The 26,210-nt window shown below is 73.0% G+C and carries 24 protein-coding genes; 6 read left to right on the top strand and 18 right to left on the bottom strand.

Annotated elements, in window-relative coordinates:
* Positions 1 to 198: 198 nt before the first annotated feature.
* Positions 199 to 1,059, top strand: coding sequence for an RNA polymerase sigma-70 factor (locus ACCP09_RS18795; protein ID WP_378363660.1), 861 nt, complete (start codon positions 199 to 201; stop codon positions 1,057 to 1,059).
* A gap of 2 nt (positions 1,060 to 1,061) precedes the next feature.
* Here ACCP09_RS18795 and ACCP09_RS18800 read toward each other — a convergent pair whose 3' ends face one another.
* Positions 1,062 to 1,715, bottom strand: a complete 654-nt coding sequence (locus ACCP09_RS18800) for a hypothetical protein (protein ID WP_378335941.1) — start codon at positions 1,713 to 1,715, stop codon at positions 1,062 to 1,064.
* Positions 1,716 to 1,855: 140 nt separating this feature from the next.
* Between ACCP09_RS18800 and ACCP09_RS18805 the strand changes: the two genes are divergently transcribed.
* From ACCP09_RS18805 to ACCP09_RS18820, 4 genes are all read left to right on the top strand, one after another.
* Complete coding sequence (locus ACCP09_RS18805) at positions 1,856 to 3,055, top strand: HupE/UreJ family protein (protein WP_433748363.1); 1,200 nt, start codon at positions 1,856 to 1,858, stop codon at positions 3,053 to 3,055.
* Between the two features lie 121 nt (positions 3,056 to 3,176).
* Positions 3,177 to 4,730 (top strand): fibronectin type III domain-containing protein, encoded by a 1,554-nt coding sequence (locus ACCP09_RS18810; RefSeq protein WP_433748366.1) that lies wholly within the window; start codon positions 3,177 to 3,179, stop codon positions 4,728 to 4,730.
* Between the two features lie 57 nt (positions 4,731 to 4,787).
* Positions 4,788 to 5,750, top strand: a complete 963-nt coding sequence (locus tag ACCP09_RS18815) for a WxL protein peptidoglycan domain-containing protein (RefSeq protein WP_433748369.1) — start codon at positions 4,788 to 4,790, stop codon at positions 5,748 to 5,750.
* Positions 5,751 to 5,877: 127 nt separating this feature from the next.
* The gene (locus ACCP09_RS18820; RefSeq protein WP_433748372.1) at positions 5,878 to 6,369 is read left to right on the top strand and encodes a MarR family winged helix-turn-helix transcriptional regulator; all 492 of its coding nucleotides are present in this window, start codon (positions 5,878 to 5,880) and stop codon (positions 6,367 to 6,369) included.
* Positions 6,370 to 6,373: 4 nt separating this feature from the next.
* On the opposite strand, the gene ACCP09_RS18825 is transcribed toward ACCP09_RS18820, so the two are convergent.
* Positions 6,374 to 7,582, bottom strand: coding sequence for a YncE family protein (locus ACCP09_RS18825; RefSeq protein WP_433748375.1), 1,209 nt, complete (start codon positions 7,580 to 7,582; stop codon positions 6,374 to 6,376).
* A 144-nt stretch (positions 7,583 to 7,726) separates the two neighbouring features.
* Here ACCP09_RS18825 and ACCP09_RS18830 point away from each other — a divergent pair, with 144 nt between their 5' ends.
* The gene (locus ACCP09_RS18830; protein WP_123682986.1) at positions 7,727 to 8,479 is read left to right on the top strand and encodes an NPP1 family protein; all 753 of its coding nucleotides are present in this window, start codon (positions 7,727 to 7,729) and stop codon (positions 8,477 to 8,479) included.
* 244 nt (positions 8,480 to 8,723) lie between these two features.
* On the opposite strand, the gene ACCP09_RS18835 is transcribed toward ACCP09_RS18830, so the two are convergent.
* From ACCP09_RS18835 to ACCP09_RS18910, 16 genes are all read right to left on the bottom strand, one after another.
* The gene (locus ACCP09_RS18835) at positions 8,724 to 9,566 is read right to left on the bottom strand and encodes a phosphatidylinositol-specific phospholipase C/glycerophosphodiester phosphodiesterase family protein (RefSeq protein ID WP_433748378.1); all 843 of its coding nucleotides are present in this window, start codon (positions 9,564 to 9,566) and stop codon (positions 8,724 to 8,726) included.
* A 106-nt stretch (positions 9,567 to 9,672) separates the two neighbouring features.
* Positions 9,673 to 11,229, bottom strand: coding sequence for a penicillin-binding transpeptidase domain-containing protein (locus ACCP09_RS18840; RefSeq protein WP_433748381.1), 1,557 nt, complete (start codon positions 11,227 to 11,229; stop codon positions 9,673 to 9,675).
* Positions 11,230 to 11,367: 138 nt separating this feature from the next.
* On the bottom strand, positions 11,368 to 13,005 hold the full coding sequence (locus ACCP09_RS18845; RefSeq protein WP_433748383.1) for an ABC-F family ATP-binding cassette domain-containing protein: 1,638 nt from the start codon (positions 13,003 to 13,005) through the stop codon (positions 11,368 to 11,370).
* 862 nt (positions 13,006 to 13,867) lie between these two features.
* Entirely contained in the window at positions 13,868 to 14,755 is an 888-nt protein-coding gene (locus tag ACCP09_RS18850) for a short-chain dehydrogenase/reductase (protein WP_433748386.1), read from the bottom strand.
* Positions 14,756 to 14,760: 5 nt separating this feature from the next.
* Positions 14,761 to 15,195, bottom strand: coding sequence for a hypothetical protein (locus ACCP09_RS18855; RefSeq protein ID WP_433748389.1), 435 nt, complete (start codon positions 15,193 to 15,195; stop codon positions 14,761 to 14,763).
* Between the two features lie 8 nt (positions 15,196 to 15,203).
* Entirely contained in the window at positions 15,204 to 16,193 is a 990-nt protein-coding gene (locus ACCP09_RS18860; RefSeq protein WP_433748391.1) for a PDR/VanB family oxidoreductase, read from the bottom strand.
* Positions 16,190 to 17,092 (bottom strand): metal-dependent hydrolase, encoded by a 903-nt coding sequence (locus ACCP09_RS18865; RefSeq protein WP_433748394.1) that lies wholly within the window; start codon positions 17,090 to 17,092, stop codon positions 16,190 to 16,192. The genes ACCP09_RS18860 and ACCP09_RS18865 overlap by 4 nt, the downstream gene beginning before the upstream one ends.
* On the bottom strand, positions 17,092 to 18,546 hold the full coding sequence (locus ACCP09_RS18870; RefSeq protein WP_400985289.1) for a flavin-containing monooxygenase: 1,455 nt from the start codon (positions 18,544 to 18,546) through the stop codon (positions 17,092 to 17,094). The genes ACCP09_RS18865 and ACCP09_RS18870 overlap by 1 nt, the downstream gene beginning before the upstream one ends.
* Positions 18,547 to 18,959: 413 nt before the next feature.
* On the bottom strand, positions 18,960 to 19,595 hold the full coding sequence (locus ACCP09_RS18875) for a TetR/AcrR family transcriptional regulator (protein ID WP_400985287.1): 636 nt from the start codon (positions 19,593 to 19,595) through the stop codon (positions 18,960 to 18,962).
* A 219-nt stretch (positions 19,596 to 19,814) separates the two neighbouring features.
* Entirely contained in the window at positions 19,815 to 20,678 is an 864-nt protein-coding gene (locus ACCP09_RS18880; protein ID WP_433748399.1) for an SMP-30/gluconolactonase/LRE family protein, read from the bottom strand.
* Positions 20,678 to 21,823 (bottom strand): galactonate dehydratase, encoded by a 1,146-nt coding sequence (dgoD, locus tag ACCP09_RS18885; RefSeq protein ID WP_027931152.1) that lies wholly within the window; start codon positions 21,821 to 21,823, stop codon positions 20,678 to 20,680. The genes ACCP09_RS18880 and dgoD overlap by 1 nt, the downstream gene beginning before the upstream one ends.
* Positions 21,820 to 22,521 (bottom strand): FadR/GntR family transcriptional regulator, encoded by a 702-nt coding sequence (locus tag ACCP09_RS18890; protein WP_027931153.1) that lies wholly within the window; start codon positions 22,519 to 22,521, stop codon positions 21,820 to 21,822. The genes dgoD and ACCP09_RS18890 overlap by 4 nt, the downstream gene beginning before the upstream one ends.
* 13 nt (positions 22,522 to 22,534) lie before the next feature.
* Positions 22,535 to 23,275, bottom strand: coding sequence for an SDR family NAD(P)-dependent oxidoreductase (locus tag ACCP09_RS18895; protein ID WP_378335926.1), 741 nt, complete (start codon positions 23,273 to 23,275; stop codon positions 22,535 to 22,537).
* Positions 23,275 to 24,168, bottom strand: a complete 894-nt coding sequence (locus tag ACCP09_RS18900) for a DUF4380 domain-containing protein (RefSeq protein WP_433748404.1) — start codon at positions 24,166 to 24,168, stop codon at positions 23,275 to 23,277. Before ACCP09_RS18900 ends, ACCP09_RS18895 begins: the two co-directional genes overlap by 1 nt.
* Positions 24,165 to 25,193 carry a zinc-dependent alcohol dehydrogenase family protein gene (locus tag ACCP09_RS18905; RefSeq protein WP_378335924.1) on the bottom strand — a complete coding sequence of 343 codons (1,029 nt, stop codon included), beginning with the start codon at positions 25,191 to 25,193 and terminating at the stop codon, positions 24,165 to 24,167. Before ACCP09_RS18905 ends, ACCP09_RS18900 begins: the two co-directional genes overlap by 4 nt.
* Positions 25,193 to 26,197: an ABC transporter permease gene (locus ACCP09_RS18910; RefSeq protein WP_378335923.1), complete on the bottom strand. Its 1,005-nt coding sequence runs from the start codon at positions 26,195 to 26,197 to the stop codon at positions 25,193 to 25,195. Before ACCP09_RS18910 ends, ACCP09_RS18905 begins: the two co-directional genes overlap by 1 nt.
* Between the last annotated feature and the right edge of the window lie 13 nt (positions 26,198 to 26,210).

Raw genomic sequence — 26,210 nt, forward strand, 5'->3', positions numbered from 1 at the left:
CACGGCGAGCGTCGCCAGCCTTCCCGACCGGGGCGTCGATCGTGCGGGTGGTGCTGTAGTCGGAGGTGCTCATTAGGGTGAGCGACGACTGAACGGAGCCGGACATCATCGCGGACGGGCAGCGCGGCTGGCGGGACCGGTGATGTCACATCCGGGCGGCGGCCGGTGTCTGCATGGGCAACGACCAGAGGAGGAACGTTGACCGACCCGTTCGTCAGCCACCGCAGCCTGCTGTTCACCGTGGCCTACGAGATGCTCGGCTCCGCGGCCGACGCCGAGGACGTCGTGCAGGAGACCTGGCTGCGCTGGGCCGACGTGGACCAGGCGGAGGTGCGGGACCCGCGGGCCTACCTGGTCCGGGTGGTGACGCGGCAGGCGCTGAACCGGCTCCGCTCGGTGTCCCGGCGACGCGAGGACTACATCGGCGAGTGGCTGCCCGAACCGCTGCTGACCACCCCCGACGTGGCCGAGGACGTGGAGCTCGCGGAGAACGTGTCGATCGCGATGCTCACCGTCCTGGAGACGCTGGGGCCGGCCGAGCGTGCGGTGTTCGTGCTGCACGACGTGTTCGACGTGCCTTACGGCGAGATCGCCGAGGCGCTCGGCAAGAGCACGTCCGCGGTGCGGCAGATCGCGCACCGCGCCCGCGAGCACGTCGCCGCGCGGCGGCCGCGCATGCAGGTCGACCGGGCGCAGCAGGAGGCGGCCGTGGAGCGCTTCCTGGCCGCCGTGTCCAACGGCGACGTGCAGGGCCTGGTCGACGTGCTCGCCCCGGACGTGGTCGTGATCTCCGACGGCGGCGGCGTGGTGCCCGCCGCGCGCAAGCCGGTCGTCGGCGCCGAGCGGGTCGCGGCGCTGCTCGCGCGCGCCGCGGAGCTCACCGGCTTCACCGCGAGCGCGACCTGGGTCAACGGCATGCCGGGCGTCCGGCTCGACGTGTCGGGCTCCGCCGCCGCGCTGAGCCTCGTCGTCGAGGACGGCCGGATCACCCGCATCTACGGGATCAACAACCCGCACAAGCTGGGCTGGCTGGACCGGGTGGCCGAGCTGCGGCGGTGACCCTACGGGAGCCGGACGACGATGCCCGTCAGGTGGTTGAGCACGCTCGCCACGCCCGCCCGGACCGCGGCAGCGGCCCGGGCGGGCGTGAACGACGCCGCGTCGTAGGAGGAGGACATGTCCAGGCCTTCGCCGCGGAAGGAGGCGCCGGGCCAGTTCGCCGCCGTCACGTTCTCCGTCGGCTCGGCCAGTTCGGCGCCGAGCACCAGGAACTGCTGGTCCAGGTGGTTGGCGGTGACCAGCGCGAGCGGGTCGACGAGCCCGTTGCCCGCCGCGATGATCAGGTCCGGCTTCAGGTCCATCGCCCGGCCGATGCCCGGCACGTAGTCGTCCGGTCCGGTGGCCGTGACCGTCTTCAGGCTGACGTCTTCCGCCTCCGCCCACGCGGTCACGGCGTCGGCGAGCGTCTTCGTCGGCGCGTCGTCCCCCGCGGTGAGCAGGACGACGCGGTAGCCGGGCGCCGGGTGCACGCCGTCCCACGAGCCGGGGCTCGGGGTGATCGTCGCCTCCGGGGTGGGCGGCGCGGTCACGAAGCCGGGCGCGAGCGTCCCGACCGCACCGGGCGCCGCGTGTGGTCCGGACCAGTCGTCGGCCGGGCCGCATCCGCTCAGCAGCACGGCGATCGCGGCGATCGCGCCGGCAGCGGGAACGCGCACGGGAATCTTCCTCCACGGGGACAGGGGATGTCTCATTCCTACCCGATCACCGGCGGCGCGGCGGCTGTCGTCGGGATCCGTCCGCCGCCTGTTCGCCCGGCAGCCGTCGGCCGTTCACCTCCGGCGAGCAATGTGCGGGCATGTCCCGCCCCCTCAGACGCGCCGCTTTCGCTTTCGCCGCCGCGGCCGTGGCTCTCGTCCTGACCGCCGCGCCCGGCGCCGCGCACGGTTTCACCTCGACCGTCTACGCCGGGTTCACGTCGCCCGGCCCTGGGCACGTCCGCGTCGAACTGGGACTCGAGTACGACCTGCTGGTCGTCTCCGCCGCCGACTACGAGGACGACGACCCGCTGTTCCGCCAGGGCACCGCGGCGTTCGAGGCCCGCGACCCCGTCGCGCAGGCCGCCGCGCTGGACGCGCACGCCGGCACCGTGCTGAAGTACGTGGCGGAGCGCTTCGCCGTGACCGCGCAGGGCAGCGCGTGCACCCCGGTGCGGGACGGCGGATTCACCATGGAGGAACGGGAAGGCGTCCCGTACGCCCGTCTCGTCCTGGATGTCCGGTGTCCGGTGTCGACCGTGCACGAGGTCCGGAGTGGACTGTTTCCCGACGCCGAGGGCTACGTCCGCGACACCAAGACGATCGTGACCTACGACCTGGACCTGACCTCGGGCAGCGCCGGGCTGGACGCCGCGCACCCGTCGTTCTCCACGGAACAGTCCGGGGCGCGGCGGTTCTGGGAGTTCTTCCGGCTGGGCGCCGAGCACCTGCTCACCGGGATCGACCACATCCTGTTCCTGCTGGCGCTGATCGCCGGTTCCCGCCGTCCGCGGGAGATCGTGCTGGCGGCCACCACGTTCACGCTCGCCCACTCGATCACGTTCATCCTCGCCGCGCTCGGGGCCGTGCGGCTGCCGGACGCGTTCGTCGAGCCGGCGATCGCGTTGTCGATCGCGATCGTCGCCGCCTGGCCGTTGTGGCGCTGGTGGCGGCGCGGCGCGGACGCGATCGACCTGGAGGCGTCCGGCCGCTTCGCGCTGGACCGCACCGGCTGGGCACGGCTCGGGGTGACGTTCTGCTTCGGACTCGTGCACGGGCTGGGTTTCGCCGGTGCGCTGGGCATCGAGCAGGCGTGGTCGTGGCCGCTGCTGTGGTCGCTGCTGGTGTTCAACGTCGGCATCGAGGTGGTGCAGCTGGCGATCATCGCCGTCGCCTTCCCGTTGCTGGCGCTGCTGCGCCGCCGCTCGCCGGTCGTCGGCCGCTGGGCCACCGGGGCGATCGCCATGGGCGTGACGGTGATGGGGCTTTTGTGGTTCGGCGAGCGGATTTCCGGTCTGTGACCTCATGTTCTTCGAGGACCGGACACCGGTGCGACCGGTTCCGTTCACCTGCGGCACACGGAGGCGGACGACGCTCCAGTCGATCTTCCCAACCCCGTCGAATCCGAAACGGACGGAACTGATGAAAAACTCCAGATCGGGCGATCGGCGTCGCGTGGCCCGCGGCGCCGCCGCGGCGGTCCTCGGCGTCACGGTGGTCTTCGGCAGCAGTCTGGTCACCACGGCCGGCGCCGCCGAAACCGCCAAGCCGGCCGGGATCGTCCTCGGCGTCGGCGCCACCGAATCGCAGCGTGTCGTGAGCTGGTACGCCTCGGCGAACACCGCCCAGGTCGTGCAGGTCGCCCCGGCGTCGAAGGTGCGCAACGGGCAATTCCCCCGCAACGCCACCACGTTCCCGGCCACCGTCGCGGCGAACACGGTCAACGGCGGCTTCAACGGGCACGCCACCATCGACGGCCTGAAGCAGAACACCGAGTACGCCTACCGGGTGGGCACCGAGGGCGGCTGGTCGCCCGTCTACACGTTCCGCACGCAGAAGTTCAAGGGCGACTTCGACTTCCTGTTCTTCGGCGACCCGCAGATCGGCTCGTCCGGCGACACCGCCCGCGACGGCGCGGGCTGGGCGGACACGCTGAACGTGGCACTGACCGCGAACCCGGACGCCGAGCTGCTCGTGTCGGGCGGCGACCAGGTCGAGTCGGCGAACAACGAGACGCAGTGGGACGCGTTCCTCGCCTCCGACAAGCTGCGCCAGTACCCGTGGGCCGCGACGATCGGCAACCACGACGTCGGCGGCAAGGCCTACGAGCAGCACTTCTGGACCCCGAACACGGACCGCTCCGCGCCGTTCTACAACGGTGACGCCGCGGCGCGCTCCGGCGGTGACTACTGGTACATCTACAAGGACGTGCTGTTCGTCGACCTGAACAGCAACGCCTACGCCGCCGGTTCGGACGAGGCGCACATCGACTACGTCACTGACGTGGTCAACAAGCACGGCAAGGACGCCAAGCACATCGTGCTCGTCTACCACCACTCGATCTACTCGCCCGCCGACCACGCCAACGACGCCGACAACCAGCAGCGCCGCCAGGACTTCCCCACCGCGTTCTCCAACCTCGGGGTCGACCTGGTCCTGCAGGGCCACGACCACAGCTACTCGCGCAGCTACGAGATCAAGAACGGGCAGAAGGCGAACCCGGCCGAGCAGCCGGGCGCGACGCAGGTGGTCCAGGGCCCTGGCGGCGTCATCTACGTGACGGCGAACTCGGCGTCCGGCTCGAAGTACTACGACCTGACCGACCCGGACCCCGGCAAGGACCCGGGCTACGGCCCGGACCCGCTGAACCCGGACAACCACTGGGCCAACTCGGTGGAGAACCAGGAGCACGTCCGCACCTACGTGAAGGTGCAGGTGCGCGACGACAAGCTCGTGGTCGAGAACGTGCGCAGCGGCACCTGCGCGGCGCCGAACGCCGCGGTGGAGCTGGGCCGGGTGTCGTGGTGCGGGCCGGACAGCGGCGCGACGCCCGCGCGGCCGGTCGGCTCGCTCGTCGACAAGGTGGTCATCCACACCACCGGCGACCGGGGTCACGGCAACGGCAAGCCCGGCAGGCCCGACTGGGTCGGCCAGGAGCCGAGGGACGGCAAGGCCACCGTCACCGCGCTGAGCTGAGTTTCCCGCCGGGCGGGCGCTTTCCGAGCGCCCGCCCTCTCCGGTTAGGACTGTTTCATGCTGACCCTTCGAGCGGCCGCCGCGGCGGCGGCCGCGCTGTTCGCCGTGCTGACGGGCGCGGTTCCCGCCGCGGCGCAGGACGACGTGCCCTGGTCGGTGGCGACAGCCGACGGCGAGTTCGGCTCGGACCGGGTGAACTACAACTACACCCTGGACCCGGGCGAGCAGCTCACGGACGGCCTGGTCGTCACCAACAACGGCAGCGGGCCGCTCGATCTGGCCGTCTACGCCGCCGACGCGTTCACCACCACGCAGGGCAAGCTCGACCTCGTCGCCCGGGACACCGCGTCGACGGGTGTCGGCGCGTGGGTGTCCCCGGCGGCCGGCAGCGTCACCGTCCAACCCGGACAGTCGAGCGAAGTGCCGTTCACGCTGGCGGTGCCCGCCGGCGCGACGCCGGGTGACCGGATGGGCGGCATCGTGACGTCGCTGGTCCAGGACGGCGTGGAGCGCCGGGTGGGCATCCGGATCCGGCTGCGCGTCGGGGGCGCGCTGACGCCCGGTGTCTCAGCCGAGGACGTCCGGGTGGATTACTCGGGTGGCGACGCGGTGCTGACCTACACGGTCCACAACACGGGGAACGCGATCGTCGCGGTGCGGCAGTCGGCGTCGGTGTCGGGACCGTTCGGCAGCTTGGCCCGCGCGGCGGATCCGGTCGCCGACACGCCGTCCCTGCTGCCCGGCGAGAAGTGGCCGGTCTCGGTGCCGGTGCACGGCGTGGTGCCCGCGGTGTGGCTGACCGGCAGCGTCACGCTCACCCCGCTGCTGACCGACGCGGCCGGTTCGACGGCGGTGCTGCCCGCCGTGGCGGTCACCACGCACGGGTGGGCCGTCCCGTGGGTGCCGCTGGTGGTCGTCCTGTGTGGACTCGCGGTGGTCGTGTTCCTGGTCCGGCGCCGGACCAGGAACCGCGGGCCGGCTCCCCGGGAGGAGCCCGCCGATCCGGTGCCCGCCGCCTGAGCCCGGGCCGGGCCAGGCGCTGGTGCGGGTCGCGGGCGCCGGCTTCAAAGGCGTGGGCGCGCTGGTCCGCGCGGGTGTGCCGCAGGAGCCAGCGCGCTTCGAAGTCGAAGCAAGTAGAATTCAGGGCGTGAGCCACGACGCACTCGACTCCGAGCAGCTGGACGCGTACTTCGCGCTGATGGAGGTGAGCAGCCTCCTGCAGCACGCGGTGGAGCAGCAGCTGCGCGCGAGCGGGCCGCTGAGCTGGGTGCAGTTCCAGATCCTCGCCCGGCTCGCGAACTCCCCCGGCGGCAGCCAGCGGATGACCGACCTGGCCGACGGGGTCGTCTACAGCCGCAGCGGGCTGACCTACCAGGCCGGACTGCTGGACAAGGCCGGGCTGGTCACACGCCGCCAGTCCCAGGACGACGAGCGCAGCGTGACGGTGACGATCACCGACGCCGGCCGGGACATGGTGAACCGCGTCCTGCCCGGCCACGTCGACGTGGTGCGCACGATGCTGTTCGAGGGGCTGTCCCGGCGGGACCTCACCACGCTGAGCGGCATCCTGAGCGGGGTGCGCGAGCGGATGCGCGCCGCTCCCCCGCGCTCGGCCACCGCGCGCCGCAAGAAGACCTGACCGGTCAGAGCCCGGTCCATCCCGCCGGGAGGTGGGCCAGCCGCACCCGCTGCGGGTGGTCGCCCACCGGCACGGACGTGATCTTCTGCCCGGTCGCGAAGTCGATCGCGGTCACCTGGTCGGTCCCGCTCTCGGAGATGACGCACGCGGCGCCGTCGCCGCTGACCGTGGCCCAGTACGGCTTGCTCGCCGTCACCAGCGGGCCCTCCCGCAGGGTGGCGCGATCGACCACCGTCGCGTAGTCGTCCATCGTGCCCGCCACGCACAGCTTCGTGCCCGCCGGGTTCATCGACAGGCCGTGGTGGCGCGAGTCGTTGACGAACGTGGTGCGGTCGTCGCTGGTCGCCGGGTTCTCCGGCAGCGTCTTCACGCGCGTGATCCGGTCGCCTGGCACGTCGTACTCGAAGAAGCCGTTGAAGAACGACACCTGGAAGTAGAGCACCGACTCGTCCGGGCTGAACGCGACCGGGCGCACGGCGTCGGAGTGGTCGGCCCCGAAGGCGTCCAGCCGCGGCCGCATGTCGATGATCCGCACCTGCTGGAACGTCGTGGCGTCGACCACGGTGATGCGGCGATCGCCCTTCAGCGGGTCCAGGAACGGGGCGTCGAGGTCGTTGTTGACCTCGCCGATCGACATGTTCCACAGGTACCGGCCGTCGGCGGAGAAAACGTTTTCGTGAGGCTTGTCCCCGGTGGCGAACGAGCCGAGTTCCGCGCCGGTGCGGATGTCCAGCACGTGCACCCGGTTGCTGGTGGACGCCGACACCGCGACCCGCAGCCCGTCCGGCGAGACGGCCATGTGGTCGGCGCGGAAACCGGAGACCGGGAAGCGCCAGTTGATCGCGCCGGTGCCGGTGTCGATCGAGACCACGTCGGCGAAACTGGGGCGGGACACCACGATCGCCGAGCCGTCGGGCGTCGAGTACATGTCGTCGACGAACTGGTCGTGCCCCTCCCCCACGGTCTTGCGGATGCCCAGGAAGAACGCGAGCCGGACCGGGTTGAGGTAGATCTCGCGCAGCCGCTCGTCCTTGTCCGGGACGACGTCGATCCGCCCGATGCGGTGGAAGTCCCCGGTCGAGGCGAGGACATCGGCCGTGCCCGCCCAGTTGTTGCCGACGAGCAGGACCTCCCGCAGGCCCGGCTCGGCGGTGGCGGCCGTCGGCGCAGCGGCGAGCATGAGGGCACCGAGCAGGAACGCGCGAGCACGCATGGTCTTCCTCCGTTGGAAGCGGCTACCTACTGGAGAGTAGCGCACCTTGGGAGCGGTCCGTAAGCACTTGTTCACGCACGGGACCCCCGGCTGTGGATCAATTCCCGGTACTTTCCCACGAGATCGCCGAGGGAAAGGTCAGCCATGCGCGCGAGAAGAGCCGCCGTCGTCACCGTGATCGCGACCCTGTGCACCGTCCTGCTGCCCGCCGCCGCGTGGGCCGAGCCGCCGAAAGCGCTTCCCGCGAGCTATGCCGCCGAGGACGGCAAGTGGCAGCCCGCGTTCGACTACGACGGCGACGGGTGCTACCCGACACCCGCCATCGGTCCGGACGGCACACTCAACCCGGGTCTCAACAACTCCGGCGCCCTGAACGGCAACTGCCACGACCAGTCCGATTTGGACAACACCAACTCGTACTCGCGGTCGAAGTGCGACAACGGCTGGTGCGCCTACGTCTACGACCTGTATTTCGAGAAGGACCAGGCGGTGCCGGGCATCGACTGCTGCGGGCACCGGCACGACATCGAGCACGTGGTGGTCTGGGTGAGCAACGGCCAGGCGGAGTACGTGTCGGTGTCCGCGCACGGCGAGTACTCCACCTACCCGCGCGCGCAGGTCGGCTGGGAGGGCACGCACGCGAAGGTCGTGTACCACAAGGACGGCGCGAGCACGCACTGCTTCCGGCTCGCGGGGATGACCGAGACGCCGGAAAACCACTACGGCACGTGGCAGTACCCGGACCTGGTGAGCTGGGACAACTACCCGGCGGGCCTCCGCGACCGCCTGATGACGGCCGACTTCGGGTCCGCGAGCTTCGCGATCAAGGACAGCGCTTTCGCGAGCAACCTGGCCAAGGCCAAGCCGGCGGGGATCCCGTTCGACCCGGCGGCGTAGTTCCTGGCGGTTGGTGAGGGTGGCTCGAGCCACCCTCACCAACCGGATCAAGCCGCGTGGCGCTCGGACGGGTCGCAGTGGGCGGTAAGGTTCCCACGCGGCGATGATGGGACGCCCCGCCCCGCCCCACCCACCTGGAAATCCGGCTGCGCCGCCCGGGCCATTCACGGCAGCACTGGCCGCGGCTAGACGAAACCGCCGCCCGCACTCAGCTATCACCTTCCCGACGGTGAAACAGCTCAGATCAAGCCGCGGCGCGTTCGGCCGGGTCGTTCGCCAACAGGAAATCCCGCAGCCCGGCCAGGTCGTCGGTGTTGAGGTGGTCCACCCCGGCCGCCAGCAGCTCCCGCCAGATCGCCTCCCGCGCGGCGCCCGCCGTGTCGGGCGTCGCCCAGAAGCGGATTCGGTAGCCGGCCTCGTGCGCCTGCGCGACGATCCCGTGCAGCTTCGCGCGCTCCGCCGCCGGCATCGGGCCCACGCCCTGCCACGTGAAGGCGTTGGTCCAGTTGTCGCTCACCAGCGGCATGAAACCGGCCGGCGTGCCGGTGCCCAGGTCGGCCAGCCGTCCGTCGTAGCCCGCCAGCCGGCTGCGCTGCGCCAGCATGTCCGCACGCGGCCGGTTGCCGCTGATGACCACCTCGACCGCGCCGCTCCGCTCGTGCCCGTTGGTCCACTGCGTGAGCATGAACCGGAACTCGCGCAGCGCCGCGTCCACCGCCTGGTACGTCGACGGGCCGTCGCTCTTGATGTCGATCAGCAGCTGGAACGACTCGCGCCACCGCGGGTAGACCCGGCCGCCGCCCGCGTGCACCCGCTCGGCGAGCGGCTTCAGGTACAGGCTGGTCAGGGTGCGGCCGGGCCGCGCGTCGACCAGGTCGTGCGCCACCCGCAGCTCGCCGTCCACCAGCCACACGTCGGCCTCGACCGAGGTGAAGCCGTGGTCGAGGGCGTCCGCCAGCGGGCGGTCGTGCTCGTAGTCGTTGTGGGCGTGGGCGTGCTCGAGCGGCTGCACCCGCGGCGCCGCGGCCGCCGGCAGCGCGCCCCCGGCCACCACCACGGCGAAGAACAGCAACAGCAGTCGTTTCATCAGTTTTCCCTTCTCCGGCACCGACCCTGTCTAGCCACCGCCGGTGGATGGGGCCGGTCGCCAGGGTGAACAGGGCGCGAAGCGGATCTTTCCGGCCGCACGGCGGTCAAGGCAGGCGGTTCAGGAACGCCGCGGACAGTGCGACGGCCGGCTTCGACGAGTTGGTCGCGAGCGTCAGCGCCGAGAACGCGACGTCCCCCTGGTAGCCCACGAACCAGCCGTTCGCCTGGCTGCCGTCGCCGTACTGCGCCGTGCCCGTCTTGCCGTGCACGGTTCCGCTCGCCCGCAGGCCGGTCGCGGTCCCGCCGGTGACGACCTCCCGCATCATCGTCCGCAGCTCGGCGACCACCTCCCGGGGCGGAGCGGTGTAACCCTCGTTGACCGTCGTGGGGCGGTCGCGAACCAGTTGCGGCGTCACCGATTCGCCCGAGGCGACAGTCGCCGCCATCAACGCGAGCCCGAACGGGCTGGCCTGCACCGAGCCCTGGCCGATCGCCGACTCGACCTGATCGGCCGAGCCGGTCGCGGGAACCACCTTGCCCGCCTCGGTGGTGATGCCCGGGATGGTGAAGTCGGCGTTCAGGCCCAGCCGCCCGGCCGCCTCGGCCAGCCCGTCCGCGGGCAGCCGCGAAGCCAGCTGCGCGAAGGTCGTGTTGCACGAGTGCGCGAACGCCGAGTGCAACGGCAGCGAGGGGAAGGCGAACAGGTCCTCGTTGGGGATGGTCCGCTGCCCGATCCGGACGGTCGCCGGGCACGGCAGTTGCTCGTCCGCGCGAGCGAGTCCCCGTTCCAGCGCCGCTGTCACGGTGGCGATCTTGAACGTGGAACCCGGGGCGTACAGGCCGGTCAGCGGGTTGCCGTCGGTGACCTGCGCGTTCTGCGCCACGGCCAGGATGTCCCCGGTGGACGGCTGCATCACGACCAGCATCGCGGGCCCCGGCGCACCGTCCACCGCCGCCTGCGCCGCCTGCTGCACGGTGCTGCTCAACGTGGTTTTCACCGGCGCGGCGGGCGGCTGCCCGGCGCGGTGGAGCACTTCTTCCCGGCCCTGCCGGTCGACCCGCGACACGGCCCAGGCGGTGCCGCCGTCCGCGAGCAGGCGCCCGAGCCCGGGCAGGATCAACGGCGCGAGCGACGGTTCGACAGCCTCCGGGCCGCCGGCGCCCCACCGCAGCAACGGCTTGCCGTCCCGGTCCACCAGGGCGACCCCGGTGGCGGCGGCGCGGACGGCCAGCCGGTCACCCTCGCCGAGCTCCGGGTGGATCGCCGCCGGGGTGAAGTGCACGCGCGGCGCGCCGTCGCCCGCGACGACGGTCAGCACGTTGTCGTAGGTCCACACCCGGCCCTGCCCCAGGGTCCACTTGACACGGACGCGCGCGGAATCACCGCTGACGCCCTGGAGCGTCGCCGTGACCGCGGAGGCCCCGAGACCCGACCGGGAGGCGGCGAGCGCCGCGCCGGCGCCACGAGGATCATCGGTCAGCGCACCGGCCTGCCGGTCGTCGCCGTCGGACCACGTGCGCAGGTACTGCCCGACGGCAGCCGCGACATCGTCCCCGGCGGGTGTGCTGTCCGGGCCACCACGCAGGACCACGATCGCTGCCGTGACGATCGCGACCACCGCGAGCACGCCGCAGGGCAGCAGCCACTTCTTCGTTCTCATGGCGCCACCCCAGCACCAGAGTGGTACGCCTGTCCAAGACCACGCCACACCTGCGGCGATACGTGAACCGATATCGCCGCAGCGTAAGCCCACTCCCCGGCCGCGTCAGCTCGTCGCGGGTGCGGAGAAACTCATGGCTCAGGTCTCGGTGACCTTGCCGTCCACGACCTCCAGACGCCGGGTCACGTGCACCGCCTCCAGCATGCGCCGGTCGTGGGTCACCAGCAGCAGCGTGCCCCGGTAGCTGTCCAAAGCGGACTCCAGCTGCTCGATGGCAGGCAGGTCGAGGTGGTTGGTCGGCTCGTCCAGGACCAGCAGGTTCACCCCGCGCGCCTGCAGCAGCGCGAGCGCCGCGCGGGTCCGTTCGCCCGGGGACAGCGTCGGCGAGGGGCGGAGCACGTGCGCGGCCGCCAGGCCGAACTTCGCGAGCAGCGTCCGGACGTCGGCGTCGGCGAGGGACGGGACCTCCCGCGCGAACGCCTCGGCCAGCGGCAGGTCGCCGAGGAACAGCCGGCGCGCCTGGTCGACCTCGCCGACCTCCACCCCGGACCCCAGCGACGCCGACCCGGCGTCGAGCGGCACCCGCCCGAGCAGCGCGGCCAGCAGCGTCGACTTCCCGGCCCCGTTCGCGCCGGTGATCGCCACCCGGTCCGCCCAGTCGATCTGCAGGTCCACCGGTCCGAGGGTGAACGCGTCACGCCGGACCACGGCTCCCCGCAGCGTCGCCACGACCGCGCCCGCTCGCGGGGCCGCGGCGATCTCCATCCGCAGCTCCCACTCCTTGCGCGGCTCCTCGACGACCTCCAGCCGGTCGATCATCCGGTCGGTCTGGCGGGCCTTCGCGGCCTGCTTCTCGGTGGCCTCCGCGCGGAACTTGCGGCCGGCCTTGTCGTTGTCCCCGGCCTTGCGGCGGGCGTTGCGGACGCCCTTCTCCATCCAGGCCCGCTGCGTGCGCGCCCGCTCCTCCAGCGAAGCGCGCGTCGCCGCGTACTCCTCGTAGTTCTCGCGCGCGTGCCGCCGCGCCACGGCGCGCTCCTCCAGGTACGACTCGTACCCGCCGCCGTAGAGCCGCACCTGCTGCTGCGGCAGGTCCAGTTCCAGCACCTGGTCGACGGTGCGGGCGAGGAACTCGCGGTCGTGGCTGACCAGCACGGTCGCCGCGCGCAGCCCGGTGACGAACCGTTCGAGCCGCGCCAGCCCGTCCAGGTCGAGGTCGTTGGTCGGCTCGTCCAGCAGGAACACGTCGTAGCGGCTGAGCAGCAGCGACGCGAGCCCGGCGCGGGCGGCCTGCCCGCCGGACAGCGACGTCATGGGCTGGTCGAGGTCCACCGACAGGCCCAGCTCGACCGCGACCTCCTCGGCGCGGTGGTCGAGGTCCGCGCCGCCCAGCGCCAGCCACCGGTCGAGGGCGACGGCGTAGCGGTCGTCGGCTCCGTCGGCGCCCGCGGTCAGGGCCTCGGTGGCCGCGTCCAGCTCAGCCTGCGCCGCCGCGACCGAGGTGCGCCGTGCCAGGAACTCGCGCACCGACTCGCCCGGCCTGCGTTCCGGCTCCTGCGGCAGGTACCCGACGGTCGCCGCCGGCGGGGTGAGCCGGACCTCGCCCGACTCGGGCTTGTCCACCCCGGCGAGGATCCGCAGCAGCGTGGACTTGCCCGCGCCGTTCACGCCGACCAGCCCGACGACGTCACCCGGCGCGACCACCAGGTCGAGACCGGAGAAGAGGGTGCGGTGCCCGTGCCCCGCGGTCAGGTCCTTGGCCTGGAGGGTCGCACTCACCGGCCAACCCTAACTTCAGCGCCGGGGCAGGTGGTCCGGCAGGTCGGAACAGCATCTGCCGGGTGATCGCGACGGACACCGGGGCGACCGTGGCGGCCGGTTCACGCGCCAGCTCGTGCGCGCGGCCGGCGAGCCGGCGGGCGGGTGGACCTCCGACACCAGCCCCGCGGCGCAGGTCACGCTCCCCGGCGACGACGAGCGTGGGCGGCAGCCCCCGCAGGTCGGCCCGCACCGGCGACGGTTCCGGTCCGTTGCCGCAGAGCCGGATGACCCGGTCGACGCAGGCGGTCGAGAGCAGCGCGTCGGCGGGTCCCGGGCGGGCCGGCGCGAGCGGAGCCGGCGATGAAGCCGTCGCCGTGGAAGTGAGCACGGTAACCGCGGCCGGATCGGCGGGGCGCACCAACTCGGCGCAGGCAGGAAGTTCGAGGCGACGCCAGGTGGTGCCGGCCCGGAGGCGGCCGGTGCCCGCGACCGCGCGATCGATGGCCCACCGAGCGCCCCGCAGGGTGAGCGGGGTGATCGGCGCGTGGGCGATAACGGGCCGGACGGTGCGGGACATGGCCTGCGCCAGCACCGGGATTGCCACGAGGTCATGCGGCCCTCACCGCCCCGGCAGGTGGCGTACGAAGCCGCGATCCCACCATGCCCTGGAAACCGACCGGGAAGCGCCGCACGAAACTGCCGCCATCGCGCCGGGAAGCCAGCCGGGATCGTGCCGTCCGGCGCGAAGCCGACTGGCAGGGTGCCGCAGGAAACCCGCCGCCATCGCGCGGCACGCGGGGAAGCCGGCCGCGATCGCGCAATGCGGCACGACAGCCCGCCACGCGCCGTCGCGGCCGACGATGCCCCGCACCACCTGCCATCACCCCGCCTTGCCCCGCTCCTCCAGCTCGCGGATCAGCGCCTGCGTCCTCCGGTCGGCGGCCAGGTACGCGTCCGCGGCCACGTTCACCACCCCGCGCAGCAGCGCCCACGGCTGCCACGCCGCGGGGGCGAGCGTCCGCCCGGCGCGGCGGGCGATCGCGTCGGCCAGCACCGTGGCCGCCTCCACCGCCGTGATGCGGCGGCGCAGCGGCGGTGGCAGGCGTTTCTCCAGCGCCTGTCCGATCGGGTCGTCGTCGAGGGTGGTGCGCGCCAGTTGCGTGTCGACGACCCCGAAGTAGGCGACCCCGGCCGTCACGCCGTGCCCGGCCAGCTCCAGCCGCAACGCGCGGCCCAGCTGTTCGACCGCCGCCTTGCTCACCATGTACGCCGCGCCGCCCGGGCCGGGCACGAAGGCCGCCGCCGAGGACACCACCACCACGTGCCCGCGCCGGGCGATCAGGTGGTCCAGCGCGGGCCGGACGGTGTTGAACGCGCCGGTGACGTTGACCGCCAGCACCCGGTCGAACTCGCCCGGCTCGATCTGGCGCAGCGTCGCGGGCGGCGGGGTGACCCCGGCGTTGGCGACGACCACGTCCAGCCCGCCCGCGCGCCCGGCCAGACCCCGCACCGCCGACGCGATCCCGTCCCGGTCACGCACGTCGGCGACCGCGGTGAGCACCCGATCCCCCAGTTCCTCCGCGGCCGCCTCCAGCGCGGCCCCGTCGCGGTCGACGAGCGCGACCACCGCGCCCCGCGCGTGCAGGACCCGCGCGAGCGCCCGCCCGATGCCGGCGCCGCCGCCGGTGATCAGCACCGTCCGTCCCGCGACGCGGTAGGCCCGCCCGCCGGGGAGCGGCAGCCCGAGGTCGCGCAGTGTCGCGAGCACCACGGTCACCGCCACCCGTGCCGGAGCGCGATCAGCATCCGCACCAGCGACGGGAACCGCGGCACGGTGGTCGCGCGGGTGTAGGCGGACTCCCGCAGCCCGTCCGCCCAATGCACCCGCCCGAAGCCGGACGCCCAGGTGCCGCCCAGCGGCAGCGCGACGAAGGCCGACACGGCGCTGGACCGGACGCGCCGCGCGATCGCCTCGCCGCCGCGGAGGGAGAAGACCGCCGCGCCGCGCCCGCACCGGCTGCGATTGGTGTGCTCGACCACTTCCCCCAGGTCGGCGACCGAGGTCAGGGTGGACCCGCTCGCGGCCAGCGCGGCCGCGATCGAGCCGAACGGCGTGCGGACCGGGTAGTTCCACGGCCCGCTCACGCCCCGCGCCACCTGCGCAGCGGCCGTGACGCCGATGGTCACGTCGTGGTCGACGACAGTCATGACACTCCTCAGAGATCGAGAACGAGACGGCCGGTGGCCCGGGAGACGCAGACGAGCATCGCGTCGCCGCGTTCGGACGGGGTGAGCAGGCGGTCGCGGTGCTCCACCTCGCCGTCGAGCACGCGGACCTTGCACGTGCCGCAGAACCCCTGTCGGCACGAGTACGGCACGTCCAGCACCCGCCCGATCGCGCTGAGAGCGCTTTCTTCCGCGCCCACGTCGACGGTTTTCCCGCTGCGCCGCAGGTGGACCTCGAACGGCCGCCCGCCCTCCACGACCGGCGGGCTGAAGCGCTCGGTGTGCAGGGACGCCGTGGGGTTGAGTTCGCGCAGGATCCGCTGTGCCGGGGCCGTCAACGGCGGCGGACCACACAGGTAGACCGCGGCGCCCGGCTCGGCGAGGGACAGGATCTCCCGCAGGTCGGGCGGGCCGCACTCGTCGTCGGGGCGGACCTCGGCGCCGTCCAGTTCGGACAGGAACGGCATGGTCGCCCGCGATCGTCCCAAATAGACCAGACGCCCGGGGCGGGCACGGGCCATCGGCAGGATCGGCGTGATGCCGATGCCCGCGGCGACGAACAGGTACGACGGAGCGTTGCCCACCAGGGAAAACGCATTGCGCGGCCCGCGTACCCGGAGCCCATCACCTTCCCGCAGCGCGTGCATCTCCCGCGAGCCGGCACCGAGACGCCGCACCGCGATGCGGTAGGTCGATTCGGCGGGATCTCCGCACAACGAATACGCGCGCTGGAGTCCCGACGGCAGGAACACGTCCAGGTGCGCGCCCGGCTGCCAAGCCGGCAGGTCGTCGCCCGCCAGCGTCAGGCTGACGACGTCCTCGGCCTCCTGCCGCACCCGCCGGACCACGACGTCGAGGTCGTAACCGGTGCGGCGCACCGGATTCGGCCGCGACAGCAGCGGCGCGACCGGCCCGGCGGCGAACACCCGCCGGTACGCGCCGCTGGCCGCCGCGGCCAGGCGCATGCCCGCGGTGGTCATGCGGCGTTGGCGGCCGGCGACTGGGCCAGGTAGCGGACGGCCTCGTCCATGCTGCCCATCTGCGACGGGTGGAAGCCGGGCCGCAGGTACTTCGGGATCTCGGTGAGGAAGATCGACAGCTTGGGCGTCACGCCGCGGCGGGTGGCGCTGATCAGTTCGCGCCACCACGGCCCGCCCTTGTCCTGGGTGGGATCGGCGTTGTAGAGGTAGCGGCCGGTGCCGACGAACAGCACGGCGAGGGTGAAACTGGCGATCAGCGCGGTGCGCACGCGGCGGACGTAGCCGCCGTCGACGTGCATGAACGCGTCGAAGGCGACGTTGCGGTGCTCGACCTCCTCGGCGCCGTGCCAGCGAATCAGGTCCAGCATGACCGGGTGCATGCCGGCGCGCTCCAGGTGGTCGGCGCCGAGCAGCCACTCCCCCACCACCGCCGTGTAGTGCTCCATCGCGGCGAACAGGCCGAGCCGCTCGCACAGCCAAGCGTGCTTGGCCTTGCCGGACAGGCCGTGGTCGCCGAGGACCCGGTCGACCAGCCAGTCCATCTTGCGGGCGACCGGTTCGACGGGCAGGCCGAGTTTGGCGAGGTGGCCCCGGGCTCCTTCGTGGGACGAGGCGTGCACGGCTTCCTGCCCGACGAAACCGGTGACCTCCTCGCGCAGCCGCGGGTCGTCGATCAGCGGCAGCGCCTCGGCCAGCGCCGCCGACATGGCCCGTTCGCCCTCGGGGAGCACCAGGTGCATCACGTTGATCAGGTGCGTCGCCATGGGCTCGCCGGGGATGTAGTGCAGTGGCACGTCGTCCCAGGAGAAGTGCACGTCGCGCGCGGCGATCGCGTAGGCCTCACCGGTGTAGCGCCGGGCGCCGCGGGGGTCGATGCGGGGTTTGCCGATGCGGAACATCACGCCGTCCTCTCCAGGTGGTAGTCGGCGAGGTCGACCCGCCGGGTGGTGGCGCGGAAGGTGCGGTTGAAGCCGGGGAAGAAGGTGAAGTTGCGGCCCGCGGAGTCGAGGTAGTAGCTGCGGCAGCCACCGGTGTTCCACACGGAGTTGCGCAGGCCGTGGTCGACGCGCCGCACGTAGTCCTGTTGCGCCGTCGCTTTCACCTCCAGTGTGGACAGTCCTCTTCGGTCCATCTGGCGCAGGCAGTCGAGGATGTAGGCGACCTGGGCCTCGATCGTGACGACCTGGGAGGTGTAGACGACCGAGTTCGGCCCGAGCAGCAGGAAGAAGTTGGGGAAGCCGGCGACGGTGGTGCCCAGGTAGGCGCGCGGGCTGCCGTTCCAGACCTCGGCCAGGGTGCGGCCGTCCCGGCCGCGCAGCCGGGTGAAGCCGGGGTGGTCGGTCATCCGGAAGCCGGTGCCGAAGACGATCGTGTCGGCCGGGTGCTCGGCGCCGTCGCCGGTGACGATGCCGTGTTCGGTCACCTCCTTGATCGGCTCCGTGACGACGTCGGTGTTGGGCTGGGCCAGCGCCGGGTAGTAGGCGTTGGAGAAGGTGGGGCGCTTGCAGCCGAACGCGTAGGACGGGGTGAGCTTGGCGCGCAGCCGCGGGTCGCGGACCTGGCGGCGCAGGTGGGCGCGGGCGACGGCCTCCATGCCCTTGAGCAGCAGCGGCTGGTGCACCAGGCCCGGCACGAGGGCTTCCTGCACCAGGTCGAACCCGGTGCGGGCGAGGCTCAGTGCGCCGGGGACCTGGCCGAGGAGACGGCGCGGCAGACCGGTCACCGGGCGGTCCGGGTGCGGCATGATCCAGGTCGGGGTGCGCTGGAAGACGGTGAGGCGCGCGACCTGCGGCTGCAGCTTCGGGATGATCTGCACCGCGGACGCGCCGGTGCCGACGACCGCGACGCGGCGGCCGCGGAGGTTCTGGCCGTGGTCCCAGGTGGACGTATGGAAGGTGGCGCCCCGAAAGCGGTTCAGGCCCGGCAGGTCCGGCACCGCGGGTTCGCTGAAGGGGCCGATCGCGCCGACGAGCACCTGCGCTTCCCAATCGCCCCGGTTGGTGGTGAGGTGCCAGGCGCCGTCCCGCCAGCTCGCTTCGCGGACCTCGTGGCACAGGCGCAGGTGGGGCGTGATGCCGAAGTCTTCGGCGCAGCGGCGCAGGTAGTCGCGGATCTCCGGCTGGTAGGGGTAGAGGCGGCTCCAGCGCGGGTTCGGCGCGAATGAGAACGAGTACAGGATGGACGGGATGTCGCACTGCGCGCCCGGGTAGGTGTTGGCGTGCCAGGTGCCGCCGACGTCGGCCGCCCGTTCGAGGACGACGAAGTCGTCGATGCCGGCGCGCTTGAGACCGATCGCGGTGCCCAGCCCCCCGAACCCGGCGCCGATGATCGCCACCCGGACCCGCTCACCCATGGAAGCCTCCTCGCTGCCTGGTACTCCGCCGACGGTAAAAGAGACATCGAGTGATGTCAACATCGGTCGATGTCAGTTTTGGAAGAGGGTTGGGGCAGGTCAGGCGGGAATGCGCCCGTGGGGTGGGCAGGTCGGGCCGAGTGCGGCCGCGGGTCGGGGCAGGTCAGGCGGGTGCGCCTGTGGGGGTGGGGCCGGTCGGGCGTGATGGCACGCGCGACGGGGCAGGACAAGCGGAACCGCCCGCGGGGTGGCACGCGTCAGGTCGAATGCGCCCGTGGGTGGGGCAGGTCAGGCGAGTGCGCCTGTGGGGATGGGGCCGGTCGGGCGTGATGGCACGCGCGACGGGGCAGGACAAGCGGAATCGCCCCCGGGGTGACACGCGCCAGGCCAAATACACCCGTGAGTGGGACAGGTCAGGCGGACTGCGCCCGCGCGAGGTGCTCGATCACCTGGACCGCGTGGGCGACGAACCGGTCCCGCGAAACGTCCAGCCGCCCGGCGAGCCAGCCCTGGAACAGGTAGGCCAGCGCGCCGAAAACCGCCTGGGCGTTGAGGTCGACGTCGCGGTCGTCGGCGTCCTCGCCGGCCAGTGCGGGGCTGCGCAGGGCCTGGGCGATGGTGGCGGTGAACTCGCCGACCAGCTCGCCGCCCCGGGTGGACAGCTCCGGCGCGGCCAGCGACTCGACGAAGAGGATGCGCCCGCGGCGCGGGTCGCCGGTGACGAAGGCGGTGAACTCGGCGACGGCGTGGCGGACCATGGCGGCGGTGTCGTCCGGCGCCTCCGCGAGGGCCGCGAGCAGCACCTCACGCGCCTGCCCGGCAACGTCCTCCAGCACGGCGACCAGCAAGTCCTCGCGCCGGGCGAAGCTCTCGTAGAAGTAACGCTCGGTCAGCTTGGCGGCGCGGCAGACACCGCGCATGGTCACCGCGGCGGCGCCGTCGGTGCCCATGATGTCGAAGGCCGCCGAGACGAGCCGCTCCCGCCGGCGGGCCTGCCGCTCGTCGGCGTCGACACCCCGCCAGGGACGACCCGCGGATCCGGCAACCATGCGGCCATCCTGTCACGCGCGCCCGCGCGGCCGGGGCAGCCCACGCCCGGCTCCCCCCAGCGGCGGCGCACACGGCCCAACAGGCGGCGACTCCCGCGGCACGCCGCCGCAGGTCCAGCACTGCCCGGCCGCACCCGCCGACGGCGCCGGACGTGCCGGCTCGTCGTGACAGGCGGGCGGCGGGGTGGGGTGGTTCGCCCCGCCACCGCACCCACTCAGTCATCCGGCGAGCGGACGTCCTCCGGCGTGATGGCCTTGCCCAGCCGAACCGTGGGCAAGCCGGGCCTGACACGCGGGCGCAGCGGCCACCGGGCACGGGGTCGCCAGCACCGCGCCGTCCAATGGGCCAGGCTCCGCCAGCCCGTGCGTCGCCGACGTGACGATCAGCCGGCCACCCGTCAGGCAGACACTCGTCGGCTGGCGGGCAGGCACCGGGAGCACCCGGTCGACCGACCCGTCCGGCGCGAAGCGCACCACGCGGGACGCTCCCCAGATCGCCGACCACACGTAGCCCTCCGCGTCGACCGTCATCCCGTCCGGGCTGCCCTCCTCGACGCGCGCGAACAGCTCACCAGGGCCGAGCTCCCCCGCCTCGGACACCTCGTACCGGTGGATGACCCCGGCCGCGCTGTCGGCCAGGTACATCGTGTCGCCGGAGAACGCCGGGCCGTTCGGCACGGTCAGATCCTCGAGCACCGTGTGCACCGAACCGTCCGGATCGACCCGGAACAACCGGCCCGCCCCCGGCCGCGCGTCCCACGCCATCGCGCCCGCCCAGAAGCGTCCCGACGAGTCCGCCACGCCGTCGTTCATCCGCATCGACGCATCCACCGGCCGGGCCAGCCACCGCACCCCGCCGTCCAGCACCGCTATCCCCCGCCCGGCCGCGGCGATCCACCCACCCCCGGCCAGCGGCGCGACCGCACCCATCGGCTCGTCCAGGGACACCAGCACCTCGCCGGTGTCCACGGACAGCAACCGTCCACTGAGGATGTCCGTCATCACCAGGCCACCGGCCACCGACCGCAGACCCTCACCGAGCGCGAACCGCTCGGCCGACAACACCGTCCACTCCGGACTCATCACCACTCCGCGAACGATCCGTCGGGGTGCCGCCACACCGGCGGCCGCCACCGGTGACCCACGGCATCGGCCTTGCGCACCGCGTCCTCGTCGATCTCGACCCCCAGCCCGGGCGCATCCCACCGCCGGATCGCGCCGTCGTGGAACGCGAACGGCCGCACGTCGGCCACGTAGTCCAGCGGCTCGGCCCCGGCGTTGTAGTGGATGCCGATGCTCTGCTCCTGGATCAGGAAGTTCGGCGTGGCGAACGCGACCTGCAGGCTCGCCGCCAGCGACAGCGGCCCGAGCGGGCAGTGCGGGGCGACCAGCGCGTCGAACGTCTCCGCCAGCGAGGCGATCCGCCGCACCTCGGAGATCCCGCCCGCGTGCGACAGATCCGGCTGCACCACCGCGACACCCGCCTGCAGCACCGGCAGGAACTCCGACCGCGAGTACAACCGCTCCCCGCAGGCCACCGGCACCGCGCTCGCCGACACCACGTCGCCGAGCCGGTGCGCGTACTCCGGCAGCACCGGCTCCTCGACGAACAGCGGGTGCAACGGCGCCAGCTCCGGAATCACGCGCCGCGCCGCCGCGACCCCGAACCGCCCGTGGAAGTCCACCGCCACGTCCCGGGAATCGCCGAGCACCTCCCGCACCGCCGCCAGCCGCGAGACCACCTCGTCGACCTCGGCCCGGTTCGGCATCCGCCCGATCCGCCCAGAGGCGTTCATCTTCACCGCGGTCAGCCCGGCCTCGGCCTGCGCCGCGGCGGCCTCGGCGACCGCGGACGGCTCGTCGCCGCCGATCCAGCCGTAGACCCGCACCTCGTCCCGCACCGCGCCGCCCAGCAGCTGGTGCACCGGCACCCCGAGCGACTTGCCGAGGATGTCCCACAGCGCCTGGTCGATCCCGGCCACCGCGCTCGACAACACCGGCCCGCCGCGGTAGAACGCGGCCTTGGTCATCACCTGCCACAGGTCCTCGACGCGGCGCGGGTCGCGGCCCAGCAGCAGGTCGGACAGCTCGTCGACGGCCGCCCGCACGGTTTCCGCGCGCCCCTCCACGACGGGCTCGCCCCAGCCGACGAGACCGTCGTCAGTGGCCACGCGGCAGAACAGCCAGCGCGGCGGCACCAGGAACGTCTCCACCGAAACGATCTTCACGCGTCCTTCTCCCCGATGATCCCGGCGACGTCGGAGGACGCCTTGTCCAGCAGCGCGCTCACCGCGGCCGCGGCCTCCTCCGGCGCGCCCCGGCGCACGGCGTCCACGACGACCGCGTGGCTGGGCGCCGGGTCGTCGTCGTGCGCCTCGTGCACGAGCGCGTCGCGCAACCGCAGCGCGGGCTCGATGAACACGTCCATCCGGGACAGCATTTCGTTGTGCGTGGCCCGCAGCAGCGCGCGGTGCCAGCGCAGGTCCGCGGCGACCTGCGCGGCCGGGCCGACCGCGGTGCGCATGTCCGCCAGCGCCGCGTCCAGCTCGGCGAGGTCGTCCTCGTCGCGCCGCAGCGCCGCCATCGACGCCGCCGCCGGCTCGACCACGGCCCGCACCTCCGCCAGGTCGCGCAGCACGGCCGCGGTGTCGCCGGCTTCGCTGCGCCACCGGATCACGTCGCTGTCCAGCAGGTTCCAGTGCACGCGCGCCCGCACCGACGTCCCCCGCTTCTGTCGCGCCTCGACCAGTCCCTTGGCCGCCAGCACCTTCAGCGCTTCACGCAGCACGGTCATGCTGACGTCGAGGTCGCGCCCCAGCTCGGCGAGGTCGATCACGGCGCCTTCGGCGATCTCCCCGGCGACGATGCGCGCGCCGAGCGTGGCCACGGTCTGCCCGTGCACGCCCCGGCCGCTGTAGGCGGTCATCCCCCGTACCTCCTCACGAAGACCTCTTGTAGACGCTCCAGCCGCCGTCGACGGTCAGCGCCGCGCCGGTGACGAACGAGGCGTCGTCACCGGCCAGGAACGCTATCGCCGCCGCGACCTCCGCCGGAGTGCCCAACCTTTTCACGGCGGTTTCCTCGGCACTGCGCCGCCGGTCGTCCTCGCCGATGCCGTCCCACGCCGCGGTCAGGACCGGTCCGGGCAGCACGCAGTTGACCCGCAGCACCGTGCCGTACTCGACGGCGAGCTGCCGCGCGAGCCCGGTCAGCGCGGCCTTGGTCGCCGCGTACGCGGGCCGCCCGGGCAGGCCGACCAGCGCGTGCACCGACGAGGTCAGCACCACCGCGCCGCGGGCGTCCCGCGACAGGTCGTCCAGGCAGGCGCGGAACCCGAGGAACGTGCCGGTGAGGTTGACCGACAGCTGCCGCTCCCAGGACGCCAGCGTGGTTTCGTGCGCCGGCCGCACGTCGACCGTGTAGGCGTTGCTGACCAGCACGTCGACCGGGCCCAGCTCTTCCCGGCAGCGCGCGACGGCGTCCGCCCAGTCCGCCTCGGAGCTGACGTCGCAGGTCAGCGCGAGTGCCCGGCCGCCGGCGTCGGTGATCCGCCGGGCGACGTCCGTGGCGTCGGCGACGTCGAGCAGCGCCACCGCCGCGCCGTCGGCGGCGAGCCGGATCGCGGTCGCCGCCCCGATTCCCTGCGCGGCACCCGTGACCACCGCGACCTTTCCCCGCATCACTCCCCCTCGATCGTGCAGTCGATCGTCAACGTCGTCGCCTCGCCGGGCGCGAGCGTGGTCAGCGGGCCGAGCACCTCGCACTCGACGATCCGCGCAGGCGGGTCCAGGTCGCCGAGCGCGGCCAGCGGGCGCGGCTGCGGGCACTCCAGCCACACCTCGACGCGCGACCCCCGGTCCGGGTACTCGGCGTCCTCGTCCACCGCGAACGTCTGCGTCCAGGTCAGGCCGTCCGCGGTGTGCGTGATCCGCCCGGTGGCGGCCGGGAAGCCGAGCTTGCCGACCACGTCCTGGCCAGGCACCCGTACCCCACCCGGCACCTCCTGCCACTCCGGGAAAGCGGTTCCCGCGAGCAGCTCGGTGACCTCGGCCGGGCCGTCCACGCGCACCTCGCCCGGCCCCAGCTGCGTCACGTTCCACAGCGCCCACCGCACCGTGCGCGCGCTGGTGTTGCGCGCGGTGAGCGTCATCCGGTAGCCGCTGCGGCCGCCCAGCTCGAAGCGCCGGGTCAGCCGCAGGCCGGTGCGCGGGTCGTCGCCGCTGGTCAGGGTGACCACGGCGGTGCCCCCGGTCTGCTCGGCTGTCACCGCATAGCGCCCGGAGTCGAGCACCGGGTCGGGCGGCCCGGCCCACTGGTCCGCCCGCTCCCAGCCCTGCGGCGCAGGCCAGGTCTTGTCGCCGCCGTAGTTCACCCAGTCGCCGAGGCTGCCCCCGTGCGGCCGGTGCTCCTGGCGCAGCTCCAGCCGGTCGGTGAGCAGCTTGTCGTTGCGCCACAGCACTTCGCGTCCGTCCGGAGTGGACAGGGACAGCAGCCGCCCGCCGAGCGCGGGCAGCAGGCCGAGGCGCACCAGACCGTTGTCCAGCCAGAGCACCTCGCCGTCGCGGTCGATCACGGCAGCAGGACCACCTTGCCCGCGCTGGCGCCCGCGGCCAGCGCGTAGGCCTTGTCGGCTTCACCGAGCGGGAACCGGTCACTGACGACCCGTTCCGGCCGCAGCCCCCAGCGCGCGAGGTTGACGGCCAGCTCGCTCATCGCGGGCACCGACGTGACCCAGGAGGCGTAGAGCGTCAACTGCTTGTGCAGCAACGCGTCCGACACCTCGGTCTCCAGCGTGCCGCCCTCGCCGACGAGCGACACCCGGCCCCACTCGGCCGCACCGGCGATCGCGGTGGCGCGGCCGGCGCGCGAACCCGAGCAGTCGATCGTGGTGGCGAAGACCGGCTCGACCTCCGCGTCCGGGGTCACCACCTCGTCGAACACGTCCAGTCCGGCGGCCCACTCGCGCCGCTGCGGGGACGGCTCCACGCCGACGATCCGGCGCGCGCCCATGCCCTTGCCGATCATGCCGGCCGCGAGCCCGACCGGGCCGAGCCCGACGACGAGCAGGTCGCCGTCGCCGTTGACGCGGATGCGCCGCAGGCCCTCGTAGGCGGTGCCGAAGCCACAGGCGATCAGTGCACCGTCCACGTAGGACAGCTCGTCGGGCAGCGGCACGCACGTCGACTCCTCGACCAGCACGTAGTGGGCGTGCCCGCCGTCGCGCTGCCACCCGTAGGCCTGGCGTTGCGCGCCGGTGCAGCTGATCAGGTAGCCGCGACGGCAGTTGTCGCACACCCCGCACCCGGCGATGTGGTAGACGATCACCCGGTCGTCCACGCCGAACCGGCGGCAGCCGGGACCCGCGGCGACGATCCGGCCGGACGGCTCGTGACCGGCGACGACGCCGCGGTAGGCGGGGCCGTCGACGCCGCGGTGGCCCTTGTGCTCGTGGTAGATGTAGCCGATGTCGGACCCGCAGATCCCGGACGCGCCGACCTCGACCAGCACCTGGCCGTGGCCCGGCTCCGGCACCGGCACGTCGCGCAGCACCGCGGTGGAGTTCCCGGGCAGGTAGACGCCCGTCATCTGCTCGCTCATCAGCTCTCCCTCGTCGCGCGCGCCCGCTTGGTGATGATCACGTTCACCAGCACGGCCACCACGATGATCACGCCCCGCACCACGTTCTGCAGGAACGAGTCCACTCCGAGCAGCACCAGCCCGTTGCCGATGACGGTGATGAACACGACGCCCAGCAGCGTGCCGAGCATCGATCCGCGCCCGCCTGCGAGCGCGGTGCCGCCGATGACGACCGCGGCGATGACGTCGAACTCCAGTCCGGAGGCCGCGCCGCCGTTGCCCGAGCCGAGCCGCGCGGCCAGCAGGATCCCGGTGATCGCCGACAGCAGGCCGGTGGTGGCGAACAGCAGGATGCGGATCTTCGCGAGGTTGATGCCCGCCATCCGCGCCGCGGGCGCGTTGCCGCCCACCGCGTAGACCGAGCGGCCGTAGGCGGTGTAGCGAGCGACGTAGGCGAAGACGAAGAACAGCGCCACCATGATGATCGCCGGGGTCGGGATGCCCAGGACCGAGCCGCCGAGCACGGTCATCAGCCCGCTGTCGGGCAGCACGACCGGCAGCGCGTCGGTGAGGTAGAGACCGAGGCCACCGAGCGCGCTCCACACGCCGAGGGTGGCGATGAACGACGGCACGTCGAACCGGGCGCGCAGCCAGCCGGCCAGCGCGCCCCAGGCGAGACCGGCGACCAGGGTCAGCAGGATGCCGCCGGCGACGCCGAGGCCCCATTCCGCCGCGCCCTTGGCGACGAGCACCGAGGAGAACGCGACGGCCGGGCCGATGCTGATGTCGATCTCGCCCGCGATGATCACCAGGGTCACGCCCCACGCGGCGATGCCGACGGTCGCGGCGTCGCGGAGCATGCCGAGCTGGTTGTCCAGGCTGAGGAACCCGGCGGCGCTGCTGCCGAGCGCGATGTAGAGCACGACGATCGCGGCGATCAGGCCGATCTCGTTGAGCGAGCGCCCGCCGAACCGGCGGCCCGCCCGGCTGCGACGCTGCTCGGCCGGGGAGTCGATAACGGTCATGGTCTTCCCTTGT

Origin of the sequence: Amycolatopsis sp. 3B14 (genome assembly GCF_050958625.1) — a bacterium.
GTDB classification, from domain to species: domain Bacteria; phylum Actinomycetota; class Actinomycetes; order Mycobacteriales; family Pseudonocardiaceae; genus Amycolatopsis_E; species Amycolatopsis_E thermoflava.

Coding starts and splice junctions, on each gene's coding strand:
- ACCP09_RS18840 (WP_433748381.1), bottom strand. CDS start 11,229: ATGAGAACGAAGAAGTGGCTGCTGCCCTGCGGCGTGCTCGCGGTGGTC.
- ACCP09_RS18865 (WP_433748394.1), bottom strand. CDS start 17,092: ATGTTCCGCATCGGCAAACCCCGCATCGACCCCCGCGGCGCCCGGCGC.
- ACCP09_RS18835 (WP_433748378.1), bottom strand. CDS start 9,566: ATGAAACGACTGCTGTTGCTGTTCTTCGCCGTGGTGGTGGCCGGGGGC.
- ACCP09_RS18810 (WP_433748366.1), top strand. CDS start 3,177: ATGAAAAACTCCAGATCGGGCGATCGGCGTCGCGTGGCCCGCGGCGCC.
- ACCP09_RS18815 (WP_433748369.1), top strand. CDS start 4,788: ATGCTGACCCTTCGAGCGGCCGCCGCGGCGGCGGCCGCGCTGTTCGCC.
- ACCP09_RS18895 (WP_378335926.1), bottom strand. CDS start 23,275: ATGCGGGGAAAGGTCGCGGTGGTCACGGGTGCCGCGCAGGGAATCGGG.
- ACCP09_RS18870 (WP_400985289.1), bottom strand. CDS start 18,546: ATGGGTGAGCGGGTCCGGGTGGCGATCATCGGCGCCGGGTTCGGGGGG.
- ACCP09_RS18825 (WP_433748375.1), bottom strand. CDS start 7,582: ATGCGTGCTCGCGCGTTCCTGCTCGGTGCCCTCATGCTCGCCGCTGCG.
- ACCP09_RS18805 (WP_433748363.1), top strand. CDS start 1,856: ATGTCCCGCCCCCTCAGACGCGCCGCTTTCGCTTTCGCCGCCGCGGCC.
- ACCP09_RS18880 (WP_433748399.1), bottom strand. CDS start 20,678: ATGAGTCCGGAGTGGACGGTGTTGTCGGCCGAGCGGTTCGCGCTCGGT.
- ACCP09_RS18830 (WP_123682986.1), top strand. CDS start 7,727: ATGCGCGCGAGAAGAGCCGCCGTCGTCACCGTGATCGCGACCCTGTGC.
- ACCP09_RS18855 (WP_433748389.1), bottom strand. CDS start 15,195: ATGACTGTCGTCGACCACGACGTGACCATCGGCGTCACGGCCGCTGCG.
- ACCP09_RS18905 (WP_378335924.1), bottom strand. CDS start 25,193: ATGAGCGAGCAGATGACGGGCGTCTACCTGCCCGGGAACTCCACCGCG.
- ACCP09_RS18890 (WP_027931153.1), bottom strand. CDS start 22,521: ATGACCGCCTACAGCGGCCGGGGCGTGCACGGGCAGACCGTGGCCACG.
- ACCP09_RS18910 (WP_378335923.1), bottom strand. CDS start 26,197: ATGACCGTTATCGACTCCCCGGCCGAGCAGCGTCGCAGCCGGGCGGGC.
- ACCP09_RS18875 (WP_400985287.1), bottom strand. CDS start 19,595: ATGGTTGCCGGATCCGCGGGTCGTCCCTGGCGGGGTGTCGACGCCGAC.
- ACCP09_RS18860 (WP_433748391.1), bottom strand. CDS start 16,193: ATGACCACCGCGGGCATGCGCCTGGCCGCGGCGGCCAGCGGCGCGTAC.